The sequence below is a fragment of the Affinirhizobium helianthi genome (assembly GCF_042680945.1).
GTDB lineage: Bacteria > Pseudomonadota > Alphaproteobacteria > Rhizobiales > Rhizobiaceae > Neorhizobium > Neorhizobium helianthi.
In genome coordinates, this window is record NZ_JBHUEQ010000045.1 from 1 (window position 1) to 2,500 (window position 2,500).

Here is a 2,500-nt window from a genome sequence, read left to right on the forward strand (position 1 = left end):
ATGACGATAAGGGTGGTATTTCAAGGATGGCTCCACGAAGACTGGCGTCCCCGCTTCAAAGCCTACCACCTATCCTACACATGCCGACACGAATGCCAGTGTAAAGCTATAGTAAAGGTGCACGGGGTCTTTCCGTCTGACCGCAGGAACCCCGCATCTTCACGGGGAATTCAATTTCACTGAGTCTATGTTGGAGACAGCGGGGAAGTCGTTACGCCATTCGTGCAGGTCGGAACTTACCCGACAAGGAATTTCGCTACCTTAGGACCGTTATAGTTACGGCCGCCGTTTACTGGGGCTTCGATTCAAAGCTTGCACCTCTCCTCTTAACCTTCCAGCACCGGGCAGGCGTCAGACCCTATACGTCGTCTTATCGACTTCGCAGAGCCCTGTGTTTTTGATAAACAGTCGCTACCCCCTGGTCTGTGCCACCCCTTCATACTTGCGTAAAAAGGGGTCACGCTTCTTCCGAAGTTACGCGTGCAATTTGCCGAGTTCCTTCAACATAGTTCTCTCAAGCGCCTTGGTATACTCTACCTGACCACCTGTGTCGGTTTCGGGTACGGTCTATAATGGTGGAGCTATTTCCTGGAACCGCTTCCCCGCACACTCAATCCAATAAGAATGTACAAGTTACGCAATCCGTCACTACCACCAGGCCCACGAATATTAACGTGGTTCCCATCGACTACGCGTGTCCGCCTCGTCTTAGGGGCCGGCTAACCCTGCTCAGATTAACTTTAAGCAGGAACCCTTGGTCTTTCGGCGAGGGAGTCTCTCACTCCCTTTATCGTTACTCATGTCAACATTCGCACTTCCGATACCTCCAGAGGCCCTCACGGGTCCTCCTTCACAGGCCTACGGAACGCTCCGCTACCACGTGTGCAAGCACACATCCTCAGCTTCGGTGCATGGCTTTAGCCCCGTTACATTTTCGGCGCAAAGACCCTTGTTTAGACCAGTGAGCTGTTACGCTTTCTTTAAATGATGGCTGCTTCTAAGCCAACATCCTGGTTGTTTTGGGATCCTCACATCCTTTCCCACTTAGCCATGACTTGGGGACCTTAGCTGGAGGTCAGGGTTGTTGCCCTTTTCACGACGGACGTTAGCACCCGCCGTGTGTCTGCCGACTAGTACTCCTCGGTATTCGGAGTTTGGTTAGGATCAGTAAGACGGTGAGTCCCCATAGCCCATCCAGTGCTCTACCCCCGAGGGTATTCGGTCGACGCTCTACCTAAATAGATTTCGCGGAGAACCAGCTATCTCCGAGTTTGATTGGCCTTTCACCCCTAGCCACAAGTCATCCCAATCTATTGCAACAGATGCGGGTTCGGCCCTCCAGTTGGTGTTACCCAACCTTCAGCCTGCTCATGGCTAGATCACTCGGTTTCGGGTCTAATGCAACTAACTAAAATCGCCCTATTCAGACTCGCTTTCGCTGCGCCTACACCTACCGGCTTAAGCTTGCTAGTTACACTAAGTCGTTGACCCATTATACAAAAGGTACGCCGTCAGGCTTGCGCCCTCCGACTGCTTGTAGGCATCCGGTTTCAGGTTCTATTTCACTCCCCTTGTCGGGGTGCTTTTCACCTTTCCCTCACGGTACTTGTTCGCTATCGGTCATGCACGAGTACTTAGGCTTGGAGAGTGGTCTCCCCATGTTCAGACAGGATTTCACGTGTCCCGCCTTACTCAAGGACAATAAGTCGTCTTACGTCTACGGGGCTATCACCCGCTACGGCCGACCTTTCCAAATCGTTCGACTTTACTTCTTATTGCCACTGGCCTGGTCCGCGTTCGCTCGCCACTACTTGCGGAGTCTCGGTTGATGTCCTTTCCTGCAGGTACTTAGATGTTTCAGTTCCCTGCGTTCGCTTCTTACACCTATGTATTCAGTGCAAGATACCTTATCACAATGCTTAGAAACCCAAGCCGTCATTCCTGACAGTTTGGATTTTCTAAGCATTTAAGGTGGGTTGCCCCATTCGGAGATCCATGGATCAAAGCTCATTCGCAGCTCCCCACGGCTTATCGCAGCGTATCACGTCCTTCTTCGCCTGTGCATGCCAAGGCATCCACCAAATGCCCTTACGACACTTGATCGTTCTCATTGCCAATGCTCATCGTCAAAGCCGCCCCCCCAAAGGAAACAGCAAAACCTCCTACCTTTTACAAGAGGTTCGTCACAATGCCATCGACGTGTTCGATCCGGTCCCTCAAAAGATGTCACGCCGAGCGACATCCGGGCCGGATCTTAAGACCAGCTTCTCGAGATCAAATCCGAGGATGCGCGGTCAGGCAACACCCACCAGAACGACAATCAGACAACGGACAACCCGTCGAACAATCATCGATCCTTAACAGCATGAACCCAAAGGGCTCATCCGGATCAATCTTCTCTTCACGATACGTACAAAACAGGCAAACACTCAACAAAAGTGCTGCAAACCTTTATTTCCAAGGAAGACATTAAATGGTGGAGCTGAGCGGGATCGAACCG

1 tRNA gene and 1 rRNA gene (1 of these 2 cut by a window edge) are annotated in these 2,500 nt (G+C 51.7%); both read right to left on the minus strand.

Annotated features, from left to right (window positions below):
* Positions 1-2,103 (minus strand): 23S ribosomal RNA (locus tag ACFSE1_RS19390); the annotation flags it as partial.
* A gap of 371 nt (positions 2,104-2,474) precedes the next feature.
* Positions 2,475-2,500 (minus strand) — tRNA-Ala (locus tag ACFSE1_RS19395) (it continues 50 nt past the right edge of the window).